Source organism: Rhodopirellula europaea 6C (assembly GCF_000338295.1).
GTDB classification, from domain to species: domain Bacteria; phylum Planctomycetota; class Planctomycetia; order Pirellulales; family Pirellulaceae; genus Rhodopirellula; species Rhodopirellula europaea.
This window is the reverse complement of the sequence record NZ_ANMO01000094.1, coordinates 29,490-49,875: the sequence shown is the minus strand read 5'-3', so window position 1 is coordinate 49,875 and position 20,386 is coordinate 29,490. Positions and strand designations below refer to the sequence as shown.

General features: G+C 55.5%; 7 protein-coding genes and 1 riboswitch. All 7 genes read right to left on the bottom strand.

Annotated features, from left to right (window positions below):
- Positions 1-13: 13 nt before the first annotated feature.
- Entirely contained in the window at positions 14-6,115 is a 6,102-nt protein-coding gene (locus RE6C_RS08020) for a DUF4465 domain-containing protein (protein WP_008655481.1), read from the bottom strand.
- A gap of 33 nt (positions 6,116-6,148) precedes the next feature.
- Complete coding sequence (locus RE6C_RS08015) at positions 6,149-6,964, bottom strand: DUF1559 domain-containing protein (RefSeq protein ID WP_008655479.1); 816 nt, start codon at positions 6,962-6,964, stop codon at positions 6,149-6,151.
- 148 nt (positions 6,965-7,112) lie between these two features.
- Positions 7,113-7,357: riboswitch (cobalamin riboswitch) on the bottom strand.
- A 145-nt stretch (positions 7,358-7,502) separates the two neighbouring features.
- Entirely contained in the window at positions 7,503-8,654 is a 1,152-nt protein-coding gene (locus RE6C_RS08005; RefSeq protein ID WP_039961549.1) for a prenyltransferase/squalene oxidase repeat-containing protein, read from the bottom strand.
- Entirely contained in the window at positions 8,651-14,443 is a 5,793-nt protein-coding gene (locus tag RE6C_RS08000; RefSeq protein WP_008655467.1) for an IgA-specific metalloendopeptidase, read from the bottom strand. The genes RE6C_RS08005 and RE6C_RS08000 overlap by 4 nt, the downstream gene beginning before the upstream one ends.
- Positions 14,440-16,914 carry a VWA domain-containing protein gene (locus RE6C_RS07995; protein WP_008655466.1) on the bottom strand — a complete coding sequence of 825 codons (2,475 nt, stop codon included), beginning with the start codon at positions 16,912-16,914 and terminating at the stop codon, positions 14,440-14,442. The genes RE6C_RS08000 and RE6C_RS07995 overlap by 4 nt, the downstream gene beginning before the upstream one ends.
- On the bottom strand, positions 16,911-19,214 hold the full coding sequence (locus RE6C_RS07990) for a BatA domain-containing protein (RefSeq protein ID WP_008655465.1): 2,304 nt from the start codon (positions 19,212-19,214) through the stop codon (positions 16,911-16,913). The genes RE6C_RS07995 and RE6C_RS07990 overlap by 4 nt, the downstream gene beginning before the upstream one ends.
- On the bottom strand, positions 19,211-20,251 hold the full coding sequence (locus RE6C_RS07985; RefSeq protein ID WP_008655463.1) for a DUF58 domain-containing protein: 1,041 nt from the start codon (positions 20,249-20,251) through the stop codon (positions 19,211-19,213). Before RE6C_RS07985 ends, RE6C_RS07990 begins: the two co-directional genes overlap by 4 nt.
- Positions 20,252-20,386: the final 135 nt, after the last annotated feature.

Below are 20,386 nucleotides of genomic sequence, written 5' to 3'. Positions count from 1 at the left end.
TCAGTCTGTTTGGTCACGCTTGGTCACCCAATAACTCGAGGTAATTGGTGAAGTCAACGCTCTCAGACGAGGCCGATTCTTCGTCAGAATCGCGGCCTGTTTCGCTCCACAGTTGGTCAATCCGGTCGAGGGACAGCTTGGTCGAATTGGAACCAACAAACGGCAAATCGGAAGTGGCCCCAAGCAGGTCTGTGCGATCAACGATCGAAGCGAAAACTTCGCTCCGTTGGTCAGCGTTGGTGCCAGTTTCGCTTGATACGGCCGGGGCGGCCGATTGGTCACCGGATGGAGCGGGCGAAACGTTCGGTGACTCGCTGATCGGCGACGCGGTGAGTTGTTCTCCAGAAGCGTTGTCACCGTTCAGATAGTTGATCACTTTCAGAGCATCCAGTGCAGACACGCGTCCGTCACCGGAGACATCGTAGAATCGACCGATCAGTTCGTTCGGATCGTTTGGTGTCGACAACTCATTGGATTCACCTGAGTTAAGGCGGTTGATGACCGTCAATGCGTCGAGCGCTGTCACTTCCCCATTGGCGTTGACATCTTCGCTGCGGATCGCGTTTTGCCATGGAGTGCTGGTGATGACGTGAACTTCGATGTTGTCAGAGACCAAGCGTTGGCGAACCAAACCGTCCCCGACGATAGGAACTCCGAGTTGCCAACTGCCGGTCAGTCTTAAGTTTTGACTTCCAATGCTGGTGATTGTTGGTGCGGTTGCTCCCAGCAGCGAATTCAGGCGTGCGGAGTCCAGTTGGTATGTCAGAGGTTCAGCGGCACCGGATGCACCCAACACGAACTCTTCAAAACCAACCACGCGATTTTGCAACCATGCAGCGAGGTCAATTTCTTGCGGCTGGCTGTCGTTCGGGACGCCATCGCTGGGCTGAAGCACCAAACGATCGAATCCGTCTCCGCCGTCAATCGACGTGAACCAAGTTGTGTCGAGCGTGACTTGGTCGTTTCCGTCACCTAGATCAATCGTTACCAAACCGGTCGCACTCGCAAGTGAATTAATTGCCAGAGTTTGATCTTCATCATTGAGAACGAGGTCGAACTCGTCATTCAAAGCATTCGACATCCAAACGGTACTGTCGCGATTGTCTCGTAGAACGAGCTCGCCTTCCTCGACCGCTAGGCTCAACTCGGACGGCTGGTAGTCGATGAGAGCGAAGGTTTCTTGCTCGGCCGAAACGCCTGTGTAACCGAAATCGCTGAGGTCAGCGTCGACTTCGAAGGTCAGTTGAACGGTTTGGTCCGACTCTTGCGCAAAATCCATGTTAGCGGAAACGGCGATCGTTTGCGGTTCATCCCAATTGTCGGGGGTGAACGTCAATGCGGAGGCACTAATCGATAGCTGCTCGCCAGCATCAATCGATTCAATGAATGCGTCGATCGAAATCGTCACATCGGATTCCGGTTTTTCTGTCAGACGCACTTCGTAGAGATCTGCCGTTGCCCCTTCAACGATTTGCGACGGGGACTGCAGGCTAGTGATTTCGATTCCAGGGATCTCGTCATCCTGAACGGAAACCACAGCCGTGCCGCTGTCATGACCATCCGCCGAGAAAGTCCAGGTCGCGGTACCGTCTGAATTGACCATTCGGTCGTTCAAAATCGACACAGGAACGCGGACGGAGTCGGCTCCGGCCGGAATTTCAATCGGAGTATCAATCGCGAATCGTGCATCGTCAGATTCGAATGTGACTGAAAGAGCCGACGATAGATCCGCGTCGTTTCGGTGGATCACGACCGAGGTCGGCGTTTCTGTCACTTGATCGAGGACGACATTGTCAGCGGCGAAGTAGGCTGGAGTATTCATTCCGAAGTCGCCGGCGTCTGACGAAGACAGATCGAATCGCAGTTGCGAGGCTCCATCCAGCGACGTCAGGTCGATGGTGGTCCACTCGTCAACGATGTAATCCAGCGAATTGTCTGCGAATCGATAGTCGGCGAGATAAAAGTCGATCGTGCCAACGGTCTCACCCGATGAGTTCAGTCCGACAATCGTCAGCAAGAAGTAGTCGGGATCGTCTCCGGTTTCTCCGCCGAAACGCTTCGCGAAACTGTCGCCTTCCAACATCGACAAGGCAGCGTAGGTGCTGTTTGTGATTGCGATGGATTCAAACCTCGCGTCGCCCAGGGTTTCTGGAAGCGTGACGCTGGGAGCCGTACCACCACTGCCCGCTCCGATCAAGAATGTGTCGGAATCTTCACCGCCACCAGGTTGCTCAGCGTCCAAGTTGGAGTAGGCAGCGTACTGGTTTCCATAGCCCGACGTTGTCACGTCCGTCACGTTGGATGCCGCCCAACCGCTCCAGTAATCGAATTCGTCGTTGTATGAGTTGGGGAACTCGAGTGGTCCCGATTCAATTTTTCCAGAAAGGTTTGAACCGTTGTCGAATGATTCCGCATCTAGGTTTGCGCCAGCATCTTCGATGTCAACGATGACTCTTGTTGACTCATTCAGCGAATCGTTCGAAGCGTGAGTGATTGTCAACGTTGGAGCGTCATCGTCTTCAACCGTCAAAACAATGGTTTGCGGTTCGAAGCCGTCTGCTGACGCGGTGATCAGAACGTCTTGGTCGCCTTCGGCTAGCAGATCGTCAATCAATCGGATCGGAACGGTCACGCTGTTCTGGCCAGCCGGGATGACGACGGTCTCTGGAAGCGAGACATCGGTTCGATCCGAGGTCAGACTGACTTCAAGAGACTCGCTATCGTTGAGCGTTTGACGCTGGACAGTGATTTGGGGCAAGCCATCGTTCGGTGCTGCTAGTTGCACGTCATCGATCGCAAAGTAACCCGGCGTGTTCATTCCGAATTGACCGACGTCGGTGGACGCCATCTCAAAGTGCAATTCGGTTGCTGCTCCGATCGACGTCAGGTCGATCGTGGTCCATTCATCGACGATGTAGTCCAGCGAGTTGTCTTCGGCTCGATAGTCGGCCAGATGGAATTCGATTTCTCCGATCGATTCTCCGCTAGCGTTCTTACCAATGATCGTCAAAACAAACGTGTCTGGATCGTCGCCTGACTCGCCGCCGAACCGCTTGGCAAAGGCATCGCCATTGAGCATCGACAATGCTGCGTAGGTCGTGTTCGTGACCGCAATGGATTCAAAAGGACGTGAGTCATCGGAACGCCGGATAACCGTGTCAGCTCCATTGAAACCGATGGCGTAGGTGTTCGATTCGCGATCACCTTCGCCTGTGATCGCGGAATACTGATTGAAAAAGCCTGGCGTTGTCGTGTCCGATCCACGACTGATCGCGAAACCGGACCAACTGTCAAAGCCGAAGGCATTGCTGAACGAGTTTCCAAAGGTGAGGTCGCCATTGACGAACATGCCCGATGGACCGGCGTTGTTGATGAATTCACCGGTTGCCAAAGATTGCCCAAATGACTCGAAGTCGCCGATCGATATTGCGTTGGACTCTGAGAGCGACTCGGTTGGACCCACCAAAGCCAGTGTCGGCGAATCGGCATCGATCACGACTGTTTCCAGTCTCGCGGTTCCATAGCCCGGTGTGCTTGCTTCGATGACCCAGTCCAAATTGCCCGTCAGAGTCTGGTCTGCTTCCACGGTCCATGTCACTTCAGCTGAAGATGCACCGGCGGGAATGGTGACTTCGAGCGGTCCATCGACTCGATCATTCAGCGATTGGCTGAGCGTCACCGTGATGGTTTCGTCGACGTTCGCAGCTGGTCGAGTAACAGACAGTCGGACGGATTGGCCTTCCGTTACTTGGTCGAGTGTGTCGCTGTTTGAATCGAGAAGAACCAGCTCGAAGGTGGGTTCTTCATCGTCGACCACCGTGACATCGAAATCGGCGTTTGTAGCGTTCGCGTGAGTGGCAACAACAGTGAAGGTGCTGCCGGTGTTCACGATGTCGTTGTCGAGGACACCGATCGATACTTCGACGGAATCAAAGCCCGATGGAATTACGACCGACGATGGCATCGTCAGCAAACTTGGGTTTGGGTTGGTCAGTGAGACCGTCATCGGATCGTCAAGCGATGCATCATTGCGACGGATGATCGCGGTGATGGTTTGGTCCGGATTGGCTTCGTTCAAGGAAGCGGAAGGTGCGGTGGTGGTCAACGCTCGCAAATCATCGTCGAGTAGTTCCACGGCGACCACTGAATCGGCGCGACCATCCGCACTGGCGACCAGTTCGATGGTCTGAGTCGGCGAATGTTTGGCATCGTCTGTGATCGAGACCGTGACTGAAACCTCACGTTGGCCAGCCGGGAAGCTAACCGATGCGGGGTAGTTCAGCCGAGACTCGGGCGTCACGGAAAGCGAGACGGCCAGCGGGGCAGATAGGTCTAAATCGTTTCGGCGAAGCGTGAGTGTGGTCGCGGACTCACCCTCAGTTTGCTGAATGGAGTCGCTCGAAAATGCCAGTCCAGTCGCATCGTCGTCGAGAATGTTCAGCTCGCGAATCCGCGGGGCTTGCAAGTCCGCGGTGGCGGTCAGGCTGATTTGCTGGTCCGGTCCGGCCAGCTCGTCGTCGATAGTCGCGACAGTGAATTCGGCGTAGTCGGCTCCCGCCGGAATCGTGATTTGGGCGGGAAGGCTGGCCAGTGAGCTGTCCGAGTTGGCGATCGAAACCGTCATCGGCGAACTGCTGTCCAGTGATGGTCGCGAGACGCGGCCGGTCATCGATTCAGACTCTAAGAGATCGGTGCCCGCCAAATCCAAAGCAACCTGAGGCCGTCGCAAGACCACGTCGTCAACAGCGAAATAGGTTGGCGTGTTGATTCCGAAGTCGCCGACGTCAGATGATCGAACTTGAAATTGAAGTGCTTGAGCGTTTTGTAGAGAGGACAGGTCGACATGAACCCATTCGTCCACGATGAAATCGTCAGCAGAATTCGCGAAACGGAAGTCTGCGAGAGCAACAGTCACGATGCCGATGGAATCGCCCGCTGCGTTGAGTCCATGAATGTCAACTTCGAAGAAATCAGGGTCCGTGCCGCTGGCACCACCAAACTTTTTTGCGAATTGATCACCGTCTCTCATCGAAAGAGCCGCGTAGGTTGTGTTGGTGATCCACAGCGAATCAAACTGCGATCCCACTTCGGGATCCAATTGAATGGTGGGACGGTTCTCGGCCTCGGCGTATTCCGAGTAGAACCCAACCGCATAGCTGTCCGAGCCGTCGTGTCCTACGCCCGTAATGGCACTGTATTGATTGGAGAATCCAGCAGTGGTGGTGTCGATTGCTTTGGAGATTGACCATCCCTGCCAGCTTCCGTACAAGGCGTCAAAGTCGTTGTTGAGCAGCAATTCTTCTTCTTCGAAACCATCAGGTGCTTGGTTGGAGAAGACCGATGCACCCAGCGAGGCCCCCAATGTTTCGAAGTCGACTGTCGCGGCGCCGGTCTCTTTCGCGTTCAATACCGCGACGCCATCGACATCCAGTCCCGCGCTGCCAACGGTCGGAGTTGGGTCGTAGATTGGGTCACCTTGTCCATCGAGCGATGATCCGTCGCCAAAGATGTCGACCAACTTCACATGCGTGATGGCGGTGACATCGAGACCGGCGGTGCCGCGAAGTTCTTGCAGGTCAAACGGTGTGCCGAATCCGCCTCGATACTTGCCCGCCAGATTATTCAGGTTGGTTGGATCAAGCGAACCAAATGCGGAGACAGCCGAGTCGGTGCGAGAGTCGCTCTCGAAGCGAACGAAGTTGACTCCGTCTGACGAGACCTCCACGTAGCCCAGTTCGAGGAAGGTATCGGAGAACGAGTTCTCAAACACGGCAAAGTCAAACCCCAGGCCGTCTCGAATGGGATCGTCGAACGTCAACGTGAGTGAACCAGATCGTCCCAGCGATACGATGCTTCCCGATTGACCTTCCGCCGGACCGAGGGCTTTTGATGTGTCCTGCCAAACAGCGTCCACTTCTGCACCCGCGTTGTATTCCGCGACTCCGGTCGCCCAACCAACGATCGAAGGTGATTCTCGATCAATTGCGGTCGAGCCAACTTCGTTTGCGGCGGGAGCGTAAGGTCCGGCGGCAAGAAGTTGACGTGATTCGAGGTTCTCGATGGCCAGATGCAGTTGGTGCCGACGAGCAAAGCGGGTTGATTTGAAAGGGTTCACGGCAGATCCGGAAAGAATTGATTCAATGGTGTTTTACAGGGTGGCGTCATCGTGTCCGGCTCGCGTGCAGAGCGCGGCCAGGATTTGCAGATCGAGTTGTTCAGTCAGAAAGGTGACCGAACTGTCCGTGCGGAGGATCATCACGCCACCGACGTGAAAGCTACGCATGTCGTTTTCGAATTTGGGTGCTTTGTTGATCGGGAACGCTTGGTCAAACAAGTTGCGTCCGTTGATCCACTGCCCATCGGGAAAGGCCGCGTCTTCTGAAATCATCACGGTATGAGAGCTTCCGTCCAAAACATCTCGCATCGCGAGAGCTCGGTCGTGAAGCATCATTCCATTGGGAGGATCGTTGCGGCCGGTGATGCGTTGGCCGTAGATTCCGCCGTAGTCGGAGGCTCCACGTCCCTGCATCAATCCGTCGGAGCGAGGTGTGCTCGGGCAAAGAAATCCCGGCAAGACGGTCGCCGCGGCAGGTTCGTTTTCTGGCGCATCAAACGCCAACTTGAAATCGATCTGTTCATGCAGGCCCGACTGTTCCATGAACGGCAGAACGAACGCAGACCACGCCAATTGCTTTCCGTTTGGGAATTGAGGTCGCACCTCGATTGCGCCGGGCGGAAACTTGTTGTGGGCCGCATGGTAGTTGTGCAGAGCCAAACCGATTTGATGCAAATTGTTTTGACAGGACGCACGCCGCATGGCTTCGCGAGCCGCTTGGACGGCGGGAAGCAACAAGCCAACCAAGACGCCAATGATGGCGATCACAACCAGCAATTCGACCAAGGTGAAACCACGGGCGGAAACGCAGCGATAGCGGTGGCAATGCTTTTGAGCGGACGGGACCATGCGAAGCGATCGTGTCAGTCCGACTCTGTGCTTACCGAACGAGATGGACCCGCGCGGAAGTTGCCTTCAGAATTCGAACTGGGATTCAACGAAACAGCCAAGCGAAAAAAGGATTTCGCCTCGACACCGATCTCGCCCAAGAAGATCACATAGTGTCCGTTTCGTGGTAGGTCTTCTGACTCCCGACGCAAACTCGCAAACGCTCGCCTTCTCGTCCGTCACGGATAATTCCGATCAATGACAATGGCACAAGAGGAATGTTTGCTTGGAAGATGCCAAGTCAGCAGCTTCGCGTCGGATACAGCGGCCGGGCCGTCTCGGAATCTCACCGAAGTTCCCTGTTTCCAGTGATCCAAGCTTTGGAACACCGGCACCACGTAACGTTGCCGGTAGTATTCCTGCGTCGCATCCGATTGTCAATCCAATTCGGTCGCTTGGATTTCGACGCCTAAAAACCAAGCCGCGATTCGGCGTGAAAAGGCTCTTTGCCAGTTGCCAGACGAGTTTGATGGCCCCAAATGACGGGACTCTCCAACGATCAGCGTTGATAAATCGGTAGGTAGTGATAGCGAACACTGAGGCTGAGGATCGCCAAAGAAGTCGCGTAGGCAACGCCCACGTTGCGTTCTTCGCCCTGGTGGCTGACCCACGACCCGTTGTCCGCTTGCAGTCTCAGCAGCAGTTCGGGAACCAACTTGGCCGCTGTTTCCGCGGCTTCTCCACCGACTTGGTGCATGCCTTGGGCGTAATAGTACATGCCGTAGAAAAAGAATCGTTCATTCGTCCGTGGCGGGTGTTCGAGCAACCACGCGGCGGAGCCTCCCACCAGCGGCGAGTCGTAGCGGCCGCAGGTCTGCATGGCTAACAACCCAGCCGCGGTCATCGTGAAAGCGGGGTGATGGGTGCCCGGTGTATAAGCAAAACCACCAACCTTTTCACGAGGTTGGCCATTTTTATCGAGCGGTGAGGTGTAGGATTCTTGCAAGTATTCGACTGCGAAATCGATGGCTTCTGCGGGAACATCCAATCCGTCGTTCTTTGCCGATCGCAATGCCATGACTTGCCAAACCGAAACCGACAAGTCGGAATCTCTGGAGTCGGGTTTGTATCGCCATCCACCCTGCAGTCGTTGCGGTTTGCGAACCGCTTGTGACTTCAAGATGACTTGGATGGCCTGCACGAGCGCGTTGTGGATGCGTGCGTTTTGGTCGATGGTCGCACCCATTCCCAAAATCTCAGTCAGCATCAGTGTGGTGATGCCGTGCCCGTACATCCGCGATCCATCGTGATGTCCAAAGTAGCCTTTGGTTTGGTTGCGAGGCTGCAGCACAAATTCAATCGCTCGGCTCATCGCTCGCCCTTCCGGAGTGCCCGGTTCGGGAATGGTTCCCACCGAAGCCAACGCCATGATGACGAGCGATGTCATTGCGGTCGCGGTACCGCGGTCCGCGATAGAGCCATCGTCTTTCTGTAATCGCAGGAGGAACTTGACGCCTCGGTCCACGGATTGGTCAATCGCATCGTCAACATAGAGGTCTGTCAGATCTTCTTCGGCGAAGGTTTTTCTGCCGAATGACGATGTGTTTGAGTCCAGCAAGCTCGAACACGCGATACCGGTTCCTGCAAGTAGGTGGTTCAGCCAAGCCCTGCGGTCCAGATGGTTGCGTTTGGTGGAGTGCATAGCAATCACCTGCCCGATGATTTGGAGGAGGTGGTCTTTGCAGCTTCGGCAGAGACGGCTTCGAAGTAGGCCTGGACAGCTTTGCGATACGTCATCGGGATACGAACCTTTCGATCCTGAATGACTTCATCGGTCTGGCGTTCACGCAGTTCGCCCCAGTCCCCGTCAGCGATGTTCCAGTCACTCGCGTCAATCAACGAATTGTCCTGTGACTGTGAATAGTCGTTTGCTGGGTTGTTCGCTTGGGAGCTGCTTTGTTGCGATGATTTCTGGTCAGACGGTTGAGATGGATCGCCCGCCTGAGCAATCTGCTGCAGTTGTCGCTGTCTTTGCTGAGCCAGATTGCGGATGGCTTGTTGAGCAGCTTCGGCCAACGTGGAAGAAGCTTGCCCGGAAGTCTCCGGTTGGTTGGAACCTGATTGCGAATTCGGCTGTTGGCTGGAAGACGCGTCCGATTGGGGCTGGCCGGGCGAACCCTCAGAGGATTGACCTTCTGAGGATTGATCGGAAGGCTGGTTCTCGGAATCTGATTGCGATTGCGACGATTGGGATTCGCTCGATTCCGATTGGTTGTCTCCCATCTCTGGCGGTGGCGAATTGAGAGCACGATCCAATTCGTCAAGCGTTTTGGCGAGCTTTTCGCTTTGAGGCGACGAAGGTTCGCCGTCGGAGGCCTCTTCGGATTGGTTTTCATCGGCCGATGCGTCGGTGTTCTGCTGAGCAAGAGAGTCAGCCGTTTTTCGCAGTTGAGCGGCAGCGTCGGCAAGTTGTTGGTTCGCTTGTTCGGCCTTCCCTGCTTGCAGCGATTGTTGTGCGACGCTCATCGGTTGCTCATTGACCGACTCAACGTCTTTCGCGACATCGTTCAGTTTCTCGGCCGACGTTGCGTTGCCGAGTCGCTCTTCGTGCCGTGCTGCTCGTCGAAGTTCTTCGGCTGCCATCGCGACGGATTGCTGGAGACGATTTTGCTGGTCGGCCAAGGCCTTGTTGGCTGATTCAGGTGAACTCAAAGAGTCTTCCATCGACAGTGATTCTTGGACGGAATCGAGTGAGGTGGCTAGGTCTTGAAGCTCTTCGGTTGCTTGTTGAGTGACTCGCGAAAGCATTTCGGCCGCAGGGTTTTCGGCGTCCAAGTTGGCGACCATGCGATTGCGAGCCTTTTCGAATCGTTGCTTGGCTTCGGTTTCTGATTTGCGTGCCAAGTCGCGAGTTTGTTTGGCTGCCTCGGCGCCCTTTCGGGCGTTTTCGACCTGAGCTCGCTTCTCCGCCACCTCCTGTTTGGCTGACTCGTCGTCGGGTTGTTTCTTCAGTTTGTCTTGGGCTCGATCCAAACTGTTCTGAGCGTTGCGTTCTTGTTTCTGTGCTTGCTGAATGCGGCGTCCCGCCTCTTCCACGTTGCGGCTCCATTGCTGGTTTGCCCTTTGCAGTGACTGCAGGTATTGGTTTTTGCCACGTCGCTGGATCGCCTCCAATTGCCGAGCGGCCTTGGTTCGCGATTGTTCGTTGTTGTGCAACGCATTCTTCTGCGACTTCTGTGCTTTTTCGTTGATCTTGGATGTCTGTTTTGCCGCGTCTTCCACGGCATCGCGAAGTGATTCGTTCGCGTCTTGCAGTTCTTCCAACAACGCATCGTCACGCTGGACATCGTTGGCTCTCTGCGTCGCTGACGACAGCTGCTGGCGAAGTTGTTGAATTTTTTGTTGAGTCGCACTTTCGTTCGACCAACCGCTGGCCTGCTCCGCCATTGCGAGAAGATGATCGCGGACGGCGTTTGTGCGATCCGACAGCGAACGCAATTCGTTGCGAGCGATCCGCTTCTGTTCAGAGAACTCGGCGTCGGACCGTTCCAAGTTGCGACGCAAGCTGGTTTCTTCGGTCGCCGCTTCGCGAATCATTTGTTCCGCGGCGCGAATCGTTTTCTCGGTGATGTCTTGCAAAGATTCCTGCATCGGTTGGTCGGTGAGGAGCTTCTTTTTGAGCTGTTCGAGCAATTGCTCCGGAGTCATTTGATTGGCCTTCGCAACCGATTCCGCCGCGTCGAACTGGTTGTCCATGGGCGAGACGGACTCGGAGGCCGGAGACATTTCGTTGAGAGCTTCGCGAGTCGCCGAGGTGTCTTCGTCCGAGTCGACTGCCTCAAAGTGATCCGCGATGGCGTCGAGCGTTTTGGATAGATCGCTCAACGATTCGGCTGCTTCGTCGGGTTGATTCTCGCGAAGCTGGCTGGCAACTTTTTCGGTTCGTTCTTCGATGGCGGCTATCGCTTGGTCCGCATCGCGAGCGACCTGGGCCTCATCTGCTTTTGAATAGTCCGCGTTGTTGGCTCGGTCGGCGAGCTGTTCAGCGACCGCGCCGATTTGTTCCTTCAATTCATCGAATTTCGATTCCGCGTCTGCTGCGACTTGCTCGGGTGAATCGGGGCGTTTGGTTTGGTCTTCTTCGATCGTCTCGCTTTGTTGCTTGGCTTCCTCGGCTGCCTCGCGTGCTTGATCCGACAAGCTCGGAGTCAGGCCGCGAAGGAATGCACGAGCTTCTTCCATCAGCGGATCAAGATCGTTCCACGCCGATCGATAAGTCGTCAGAATGGATTCGATAGGAATGGCGGCCGATACCGGAAGTTGGTTTTTCCAACGTCGGTTGTCCAAACGTTCGCGTGCCTGGGTTGCATCCTGATTCCAGCGGGTGTTTTGGAGCTGCTGCCCGGTTTCTTGATCCAGCCCCACATGGCGGATTTGGGCCATTGGGATTTCATTGGCGACTTGAACGTGTTTCAAACGAATCGGTTGTTGAATCACCGCGTCGATCGAATCGACTGAATAGCGTTCTCGGTTCGCCACAAACTGCAATTGCTTTTCAAGGCGATGCAGTTTGTTTCCAGCGTCCAAAGTCATGACGGCCTTGTAGACTTTGTCGAAGAAAGCCACCGCATCAAGGTTTGAACTTTCCGGCGGGACGAATCCCTCAGACATGATTGCGTTCATGGTGCGAGTGATGAGGTCGAGGTCGGCGCTCGCGATGACTTGGGCGTCACTTCGAGCTTCTTCCACTCGCTCCAATCGATCGAGTCGTTCAAGGATCGCATCATGCAATCTTTGAAAGTGCTCGGAGTGCAGCCGTTCGATGTTTCTTGACTCGGTCAGGTCATTCGAATCGCCTCGTTCCTCGAGCGAAGCACTCTTCTTGGTTTGATCGAGCCATTGCTTTCCGGTGCGGTTGAGTGAACGCAATTGACCGGCCCAGCCCAGCGGTTCTGCAGTGAACTCCGTTGTCGCTGCAGCGATTTGGTTGTTGATGTTCCCATTGAACAAACTTTGGTTTCGTAGCGATTCAATATCATTCGCTAGCTGACGCATCGTGTGGCGGAATGGAGCCTCGGCGCTGCCATCCTGCGAAGTCTTGAGTCGATCACGACCGTCTGAAATCATCCGAGTACGGTCGTCGATGAATCGATGAACATTCTCATGCGAACCGTTCACGTTCTCGGGCAGATCCGGTTCCATCGATTTCAGCAATTGGCTGACTTGTAGCAACTGTTGGTTGATGAGTTCACTTTGTCCTGGCAGTCTGGTGAGCGGAACGTTGGCCGCGATGTCACCGAGCATCTTTGCGCTGTTCTGGATCGTTTGCATGTCCCGCGAGACCCCCTTCGCCAAATCAATCGCGAGAATCGCTTTGGTGAAATCGATCGAGCGAGAGGTCAAGTTGACGATCGACCGCACATCACCAACATGTGATCCGGCCAGCCGTTTGCGTTCGGGGGCAAATTCCTTTCCTGGCAACTGTTTGCCAACTTGTTGCCAGGCTTGGTAGTGAAACGATAGTTGTTGGAGAGCAAAATTCGCTGCGGAATCCAGTTGTGACCATTGATCGATCAATACTGGATCGCTCAACAAGGTCAGTCGTTTGCGGATTGAAATAGGGGATTTGTTGGTGGGAGCGACGGTGCTGTCTTCATTGTCGAATCCCGAGATCGATTCCCATTGATTCCTAAGTGATTGGATTTGATCCGAGAGATCGGCCTCGAGTAGAAACGAAGTCGTGTCAGGTGAATCGATCGCTTCCTTCATGCTCGTTTGCATGCCTTGACCGATCAGGTTCAGTTCTTCGAACCAGGAGGTGATTTGTCGAGAGAGATCTTGGTGTTCAATCAGGTCTTGGTGTCGGTCGGGATCAAAGTCCGAACGTGCGATGAAGATGTCGATCCAATTGGATTGACCGCGATGCCCAGATCGATCCACCGCGATCAGGCGAGTTTTCAGTCGACTACCAGACGGAAGCGTCACATCAGGTTTTTCGCGTCCATCAAAGCGTGCCAGGTCCCATTCCAATTCCACGCGAGCGGATCGGCTTGGGGTGTCCAATGACTTCTTGATTTCCGTGACTCCTTCGCCTTCCAGCAGAATTTGCTGAATGACGTGGTCCATCGGCACGTCGTCTTCGAGATGCCCGACCAATGAGAGAACCGCAGCGGGAGAAACGATTTGTCGACGTGGCGTTGAGTCGTCCCACATCGCGATCGGATTGCGATCGATCACCGGATCGATCGTGTAGCGAGGCGAGAACGGATTGTTCAGCCCTGTGTCAGATCCGACCGCATCGAGTCGGTAGCTGCCCGGAGTGGAGATCGGAACCGTGATTTCGAACTGATGTTCGTTCGAAGGGTTGGGGGACAACGCCAATCCGGTGCCCCGCGAAGAAAAACGCATTTCGGCATCGCGAACGGGTTGGTCAAAGCTGACCTTCATCGTGACCTTTGTACCGACAAAAGCTGTCAGATCACCATGGTCTTCTGTAACGGTTTCGTTCGGCAATTTGAGGTGCGTCGGGTACTGATACTCTTTTTCGAACGATGTCGCGCGAGGCCGTGGTTGAGGTGTCAGCGTGTACCAAAGCGTCTCCGCATCACCCGCCAAAATGCGGTAGTCGACCGGAGTCTGCTGGACCGGCAGATTAGCAGAATAGGTTGGGAGTTCGGTATCGTTCGAATCGATCTGTGATTGATCATCCGTCGAACGTCGGACCATTCGCAGGCGCTCTTCACCGGCATCGTCTCGAATTTCTAGCCAGACTTCGGAACGTCCCAATCGTCCGATCTCCGCCACCACGCCGACCAGATCTCCTTCGGCAACCATCGCGGAAGGCGGGTTTGGTTGAATCAAATGAATCTTCGTCAGCGATGCTCTTTGGATCGGTGCGATCGGGAGCAACACGCGGGCAAACCGCCGTGGCAGTTCGAGTGTTGAAATTAATCCCAAGGATGCGATCACGACCACCAAACCGAACAGCATCAACGTGGCACTTTGAATCAGCTTCCACGGCAGCAAGTGCCGCACTTCGATACCGCTCAGTTGATTGGCAACATGCGTTTGCAGCTTTCGCCTGAAGTCGGGCGATCCATTCAGATGATCGATTTCGCTTAATTCGACTGCAGAAAGGACTTGGCCTCTAAGTTTGGTTTGAGCGACCTCGAAACTGCCGGCAACTTCGGAAGGTGAACTTTGGAAGGCGGATGCGATCCCATTGCGATAGGCCACCCATCCGGCAACGGCATAGGCGAGCAGGCTGAGCAAGATTCGCGGAAGAGTCGTCGGCCTCGCAAAGTGATCGACCAATGCGAGAAGAACCACTCCAGCGATCAACGCCGTCGCACCCATGGCGATGCCACGGCAAAACTGCAGTGTCGCACGACGTCGGGCGAACACACGTAACGCTTCGCGAGTCGCTGGCAGCATCTCGCTGGGGGTCTGGTGATTCGAGGCGGGGAATTGCCCCGTCATTCCATACGGTACTTCGCTCATACCAATCCCACCTTTTTACGCATCCACCATTCGGTTGCCAGGAGTGCCAGGATGACACCAAACAGCCACCATGACTCCCAAATCAACGTGTCAGTTTCGATGATTTGTCCACGGGACAACGGTATCAACTGGCTCAGAACATCTTCCGCAGACGACTCGTGGTAATAGCTGCCCTCGCCGGCGCCCGCGATTTCTCTCAAAGTCGCTTCGTCAACCGCGACACGATTCAGTTCGCTGTTTTGAGTGGCTTTGACCCAGATGGGCGTTGTGGCTTTCAAAGCCGATGCGTCATAGCCACTCGCTCGAATTCGTACGTGGTAGGCACCGGGCGGAAGCGGCGCCGTTTGGGCCAAGTAAGTTTGTCTGAAAGCGTCATCGAGATTCATGGGAATCGTGGCGATGATCTGGTCGTCTCGTATCAATAGCGCATCGACTGTGGTGGACGAGTTTGACCCGGCGTCAAGATTGACGCCTTGTGCATCGTTGAGAAGTCGAGTTCGGATCAACGCGGATTGTCCCGCCTCGTAATCGATTCGGTCCGTCCCGATAGCAACATAGTCATCCCGCACGGCATAAGGAGGCTGCATCGCGGCGGTCAAAATTTGATTCCAGAATCGACCGTGCAGCTGGCTTTCGATCTTGTAACGCCAACGCCATGTTTGATCGGTCGCTAAGAAGAAGACTCGCCCCGCACCAAACAGTCGTGTGACCAACCAGGGCACTCGATTTTCGGTCGGTGTTGATGTGTCGGTCGGTTCCACCAATGCGTCCGCCCAAACCTCCGAATCCGCGCGGGCGGTCGTGACCGGAATGACGGAAGGCACCGGCATGCTTCGCCAAAGTTCACCGTTGGATTGAACGTCGGAACTGAGCAGCATCACTGGCTGAGATCGACCGGTCGTGGTCGGGCCAATCGACTGAACCGCGGGTTGTTGTCTTTGGTATCGAATCAGATCGTCGTTTTCGGACGTGGGAGCCGCGGCGACGAATTCGACTGGCAGGAGTTCGTTCAGTGATTCGATTCTGGACAGGCGGTTGTATCGTCCATTGAGCAGAATCAGCCCTCCACCACGGCGAACGAATTCTCGCAACCCATCGGAATCCATTGTTGTCCATTGTTCCGGTGGGACTTCCCCCAAGACGACCGCGTCGTATCGGTTCCAATCGTCCATGGTTGCGGGAACATCGCCTTCGTCACCGCCTCGCTTAATCACCGGCGAATCTGTGCCGGGACCGAACAGGACCGTGTCGACTTGCCACGCGGGGTCGCGAGAAAGCAGGTTTCGGATGTAGCGAGTTTCCCATCGTGATGAACCGTCCAAAATCAGCAGGCGACGATCGCGACTGGCCGCTGCGACTCGGAAATCCCAGCGGTCATTTTCGGGTTGGCTCAGACTCGCTTGGTTCGGTTGATCTGTCAGACGAATCGAGGCAGAAAAAGGAAGGACGACACTGTCGCGATCGACACCTCGCACTTCGTTGTCAGCAAGTTGGTTGGTCAGCGGCTTCATCGGAAGATCGAACTCGACTTCCGTTTGTCCGTCTTGGGTAGCGACGAAGGTGTCCGACCAGACAACGTTTTCACCGGATCGAAGTTCGACTTGAAGTGATTCGTTGGTCACGCCGAAGTGTTTGGCAACGATGGTTCCGGTGAGACGTCCATCCGAAGCGGTTCTTTCAGGATGCAGTACGTTCGTAATTCCAATGTCGGTTGGTTCGTCGACGCTGCCGACCCCGATCGTGTGGACTTGCCATCCTGATTGTGAAAGTTGCCAAGCCAAGTCAGACGCGTCATCCACGCCTGCCGAATCACGACCGTCAGTCATCAACACCACCGCCAACGAAGACCCGGTCGTTTGGGAATCGTCGTTCGCGACACTTTGGGATTCGTTCGGTTCGGCGGTGCCGGTCGACGGCAGCACCGGCCGAAGGGCCGCGGACAAATTGGTGGTGGACCCGTTGGCTTCGACGAGGACCGTTTCGGCAAGCGATTCCGCAGCGACGTCGTCGAGATCGTATGACTTCCAACGTGATTGAGCGGTCGCATCAAAGCTCATGACGTCGATCAAGTGAGTTGACCGAAGTGTTTCAATCCAACCATCCTTTTCATCTTTGCCGAACAGCCGTTCCATTGAACGCTGAAGTCGGTCGGGTGATTGTGGATCGGACGAGTCACGCACGCTCATGCTGAGTGATTGATCGACCGCGAAGATGAGTCGAGCCGGTTGGCCGGTGACTTGTCGGTGATGCCATATCGGACCGACCAACAGCAGGATCGTCAGAATGATCGCGGTGGATCGCAAGGCAGGCAGCAACCAAGCCGAAGTCCCGGGGATTTGCCGTGTCTCGCGCAAGTACAGCCACGCAGCGACCAACCCAGTGGTAATCGCGATGGCAAGGATCGCCCAGACTGGCAGGTCCCAAGAGAACCGCAGGTTGGCGATGTTCGGTCGAGGACATACCGGGATCATTGACGACTCCCGGCGGACGCGAAGGGAGCTTTCCAAGCGGTCGCAGCTGATTTTGGGCGCCCGGCGAACTGTTGCCAAAGCAATTCTGTGATCAGCACCAGCAGCACCAGAAACATCATCGGACGCCAGATCTCTTGGCCGAAACGATCCGTCGCTGTCGCTTCGATCAAGCTTTCGGGCGAGTCGAACAAACGGGCGTTCAATCGGTTCGCGAAGGTTTCGATTTGGCTGGATTCCAGTGATCGAAGGTCAGATTCTTCCGCGGGAATCTCCGCGACTCGAAGAAGCGTTTGCGATGAAGTCGAATTGTCCGATTGCGATTCGCTGTCCGGTCGAAAGCGATAGATCCCGGCAAGCTGCGTCTCGCTGAAGACACCGGACCGTTGGTCGTCGGTCGTCGCATCAGAATCGGAGGGTGGGTTGGTTTGCAGCGTCGACGTGGAACCATCAGGCGAGACGACCGTCCACGTTGAGGCCGTTCCTGGGACGAGCATCGGTTGTCCAGCGACCACATTCATGGATTCTTGGTTTCCCACCAAGTCCAGAATCAATTGCTGCATCATCGGGAGATACACAGCCCGCAGCGGCAACGTTGACCACTCCGCGTCGCATCCAATTGCAAATTGAATCACGTTGGATCGACGAATTGCCAAAGCGGCTTGGTCCGACGTTCGCAACAGAACCGTGGTGGTCGCGGGATTGGAGTCATCGATCAACAAGCGGCGATACCGACCGACTCGCACCTCTTCCCAGATCCCGTCGCCCGCATCTTGCAGCGATCCCCAAACACTTTGTCGGCCTCGGGGCGGCTCGATCGTGAAGCCAAGGTTCTCTTGTATTTCAGCCGAGACCGTGGTTTCGTTTTCGATGATTGCCTGGACGTCGGACGCGGTGATGAGTCGATCGATTTTGGCTGGCAACCATGACTGATCATTCCAGGACTTTGAATCCACTTGATCACCGTCGAAGAAAACGATCTTCCCATCCATGCCGAGATAGCGATCGAGCAAATCGTTGTCAGTGTCACGGCGCGAGCCAACTTGTTTGACGTTGGCAAAGACGATCACATCGGGACGATCAGTGGTGTTGATCGCCCGCGAAAGTTCGTTGCTCCATCGCGATCCTGTGAACACCCGACTGCTGACGAGATCGGAACGTGGATTGGTGCTTGCTTGCGAGTTTTGGTTGACACTCGCGAATGCGAAGGGACTGAGAGCCAATCGCAGGAAATCCGTTTCACTTTGCAGTGGTTCGTCCGAAGGGTTTCCATCCACCAACCAAACGCGAATTTGAGGCGAGGCATGAAACCCCAATCGTCGGCGGTTGTCAGAAACAATCGCGTCGGTGTGTTCGATGGCAAAGGCCAACGTGTGATCACCGGATGTTTCGGGGGTGAGAGTAAACGAGGCGGCGGCCATGCCTCGGGGTTCGATGTCGACGTTGGTCGTTTGGACAGATTGCCCGTTGTAAATCCAGCGTCCAGTCAATCGCGAGATCGGCCGATCGGAATCATTGCGGATTTTCGCGGTGAAGCTGACCGCTCGATCTTTCAACACCGCAGGTGCATTGGGCAACAGTGACTCAACGACAACGTTGTCCAGCACATCGTCCGTCTGTGACACGTTGAGCAAATCCACTCGCGGCGTGGGCGTCATTCGTTCGAGGCGAACCTGGGCGTCCTCCACGGCATCAATCCATCGGTTTCCAGCGGCCAAGCCATTGGATTGAAAGTCACTGCAGATCACGATCCGGCGGCTGGGATGAGATGCCTCTTTGCAGGCATCCAGGCAAGCGGTCAACGCATTGGTGTAGTCAGCGGGTGGGCCGGCGAATTGTACTTCAGTGAGTTCCGCCAATGCATCTCGCGGCGCAGAACGTTGGAACGATGCGGCGAGTCGGCTGGTTCGAATGACGATGACTTCGTCGCCGCGGGACAGGTTTTCAATCAGTCCATTGGTTGCTTGCAAGACGCGATCCAAGCGACCGGAGGCTTGCATCGAACGACTGTCGTCGAGGCATAAAATCAAAGTCAACGGCTCGGAACCAGGCAACGCTCGAGCGGAAGAAAGCAACGGCCGTGCCATCGCGAGAGCGAGCAGAATGGGGATCGCGCATCGAAGTGCGAGCAAGATCCATTGATGCCACTGCATGCGTCGCCGATTTTTCGCGACGACATCCTGCAACAAGAACATGGCTCCCCAGTCCATCGATCGATAACGACTGCGAAAGAGCAGGTGAATCGCCAGTGGAACCACGAACGCCAGTGCGCCGGCGAGTAGTCCGAGATTGAGAAAACTCATCGTGAGGAAATGTCCTCCGGCGATGAACTCAATTTTGATGCAACGGCTTTGTAAGTCGGTGGCGTCGAGTTGGTCGCGGCCGGGGTGTTCAGGCTCAGAGCACCACTGACTCCGCCTCCGCGACGCAACGCCACAAAACGAGCCAGTGCATCGACCACTGGCACGTCGGAGGTGATCAATGCATGGTCAACCCGGTTGCGACGACAGGCCGCTTCCAACGTCGCATTGTGACGCTGAAGTGACTCGATGTAGCGAGATCGAATCTGTCTCGAGTCAATGATTTCGCGATGATCAGTGTTTTCTAAGTCGCGAAATTCGATTCGGTCATGAAAAGGAAAGTCAATTTCGTCGGGATCGAGAATTTGTAGAAACACGACCTCTTGGCGTTGAGCTCGCAGAGAAGCCAGTGCCTTGCCCAGCGATTCCGGGTCGCCGAGGCCGTCGGAAATCAGCACCACGAGCGAGCGGCGAGGGAGTTTCAACATCGCTTGGCGAATGACGGTTCCCAAGTCCGTTTCACCTCCACCCGAATCGCCCGCCAAAATCGCGAGCAGTGATTGCAAGTGGGAGGGCGTCGTCCGCGGAGGCAACGAGTCGCCAATGCGGTCGTCGAATGTCATCAGTCCAACCGCGTCTTGGCTGGAAAGCATCATGTATGCAATCGCGACCGCAACCGCGGTCGCGTAATCTTGTTTGCGTTTACCAATCGATGTGCTGGAGTCGGTCAGTTGCAAAGCTCGGCTGCCGGCGTACTTCATGCTGCCGCTGCGGTCGACCAACAACGTGCACCGCAGATTGGTTTCTTCTTCAAATTCGCGGATGTAGAGCCGGTCGCTCTTTCCGAAGGCACGCCAGTCGATGTTTCGCAGTTCGTCGCCGGGAACGTAAGGTCGGTGTTCTTTGAACTCGACGCTGGACCCTTTGTGGGGTGAGCGATGGCGTCCCGCGGTCAGTCCCTCGACCGCCTGCCGCGCGATCCATTGCAATGCAGCAGCTCGCGATGCATCGCGGGAGGTGAACAGATCGGGGAAACGCATGGTGGACGGAATCAGGCAGGCGGCAGGCGGGGGCGAATTCGCAGCCAATATTCTAGTGCAATCGCATCCGAAAGTCGCTGAGCAAAGCGAGCCCTCGCTGAGACGGCTCTCAGTGATGCGGCAACCTGATTCAGT